This is a genomic window from Saccharothrix hoggarensis, from assembly GCF_042678885.1.
In the GTDB taxonomy this organism is placed as follows: domain Bacteria; phylum Actinomycetota; class Actinomycetes; order Mycobacteriales; family Pseudonocardiaceae; genus Actinosynnema; species Actinosynnema hoggarensis.
Genome location: NZ_JBHTLK010000462.1, coordinates 1 through 1720, shown reverse-complemented (window position 1 = coordinate 1720; position 1720 = coordinate 1). Strand labels below are relative to the sequence as shown.

The 1720-nt window shown below is 77.7% G+C and carries 2 protein-coding genes; both read right to left on the bottom strand.

The features are described from left to right. Window positions 1-847, bottom strand: an 847-nt coding sequence (locus ACFQ3T_RS36415; RefSeq protein ID WP_380730691.1) for a Nif3-like dinuclear metal center hexameric protein, incomplete at its 3' end; no start/stop codon positions are given. After that, the coding region (gene cobC, locus ACFQ3T_RS36410; protein WP_380730689.1) for an Rv2231c family pyridoxal phosphate-dependent protein CobC at window positions 844-1720 on the bottom strand (877 nt) is incomplete at its 5' end. The genes cobC and ACFQ3T_RS36415, both read right to left, overlap by 4 nt.

Sequence of the window (1720 nt, the reverse complement as noted above, 5' to 3'; positions counted from 1 at the left end):
GGTCCGGGTCGCCCGCCGCGCGCACGCCCCACGCCGTGGCGGGCAGGGCGTCGACGGCGCGCTGGGCGAACTCGCGCAGCGGTTCGGGCCGGTCCAGCTCGCCGATCCGGCCGATGCCGGTGTCCGACGGCAGGTCGGCGACCTCGTTGAGGTTGAACGCGACTTCCTCGTACGGGTGCGCGGCGCGCAGGGCGGCCACCACGTCGGCGCGGCGGCGCCGGTCGAGCACGACCTCGACGCGGGTCTCCGGCAGCCGCTCCAGCCGCCCGACCTCGCCCACGGCCGGGTTCGCGCCGGTCAGCGGCCGGAACTGGCCGGTGCCGTCGACGGTCCACGCCACGGTGTCGTAGTCGCCGAGGGTGCCCGCGCCGGCGGCGTGCAGCGCGTCCAGGACCCGCTGGGCCCGGTCCACCGGCACGTACGTGGTCAGCACGTCGAGCGGACGGGCGGGCGCGGGCGTGAGCGGGCCGGTGACGTGCAGGCCGATCGCCTCGGCCAGGGCGTCCGAGACGCCGGGGTTGGCCGCGTCGGCGTTGGTGTGCGCGGTGTAGAGGGCGACACCGGACCGGATGAGCCGGTGCACCAGCGCGCCCTTCGGGTCGTCCGCCGGCACGCCCGTGACGCCGCGCAGCATCAGCGGGTGGTGCGCCACCAGGAGCTGCGCGCCCACCTCCAGCGCCTCGTCCACTGTGGACTCGACCGGGTCGACGCAGAACAGCACCCTGGACACGGGTTCGGCGCGGTCGCCGCAGACGAGGCCCACGGCGTCCCACGCCTCGGCGGTCGCGGGCGGGTAGGCGGCCTCCAGCGCGGCCAGCACGTCCCCCAGCGTCGGCGTCCCGGTCACCGGTCCTCCAGCACGACTCGCAGGGCGTCCACCAGCACCGCGAACTCCTCCGGCGCGCGCACGGCGACGCGCAGGTGGTCCGGGGTCAGGCCGGGGAACGTGTCGCCCCGCCGCACCGCGACCCCCTTGTCCCGCAACGCCTCGCGCACCCGTTCCCCGTCCGGCACGCGCAGCAGCACGAACGGCGCGTCCGGCGGCACGACCACCAGGTCGCCGAGCAGGTCGACGGCGTGCGCGGTGTGCTCCCGCGCCTCCCGCGCCGCCGCCTCGGCCTCGGCCACGGCCGATGGCTCGCAGCACGCCGTGACGGCCTCCAGCACCAGGCTGCCCACCGGCCACTGCGGACGGGGCAGCGCCAGCCGGGCCAGCAGCTCCGGCGCGCCGAGCAGGTAGCCCGCGCGCAGGTCGGCCAGGCCCCACGTCTTGGTGAGGCTGCGCAGCACCAGCAGGCCGGGCAGGTCGGCGCGGCCCGCGAGCGACTCCGGCTCGCCGGGGACGGTGTCGGCGAACGCCTCGTCCACCAGCAGCACGCGGCCCGGCCGGCTCAGCGCCGCGACGGCCTCCGCCGGGTGCAGCACGGACGTCGGGTTGGTCGGGTTGCCCAGCACCACCAGGTCGGCCTCGTCCGGCACCAGGTCGGGCCGCAGCGCGTAGTCGTCCTCCGGCCACAGCTGCACCCGGTGCACGGGCACGCCCGCGTCCCGCAGCGCCACCTCGGGCTCGGTGAACGACGGGTGCACCACGGCGGCCAGGCACGGGTGCAGGTTCGGCAGCAGCGCGAAGCCCTCGGCCGCGCCGTTGAGGACCAGCACCTCGTCGGGCGAGCGGCCGTGCCGGGCGGCGACGGCCGCGCGGGCGCGCTCGTCGGCGCGG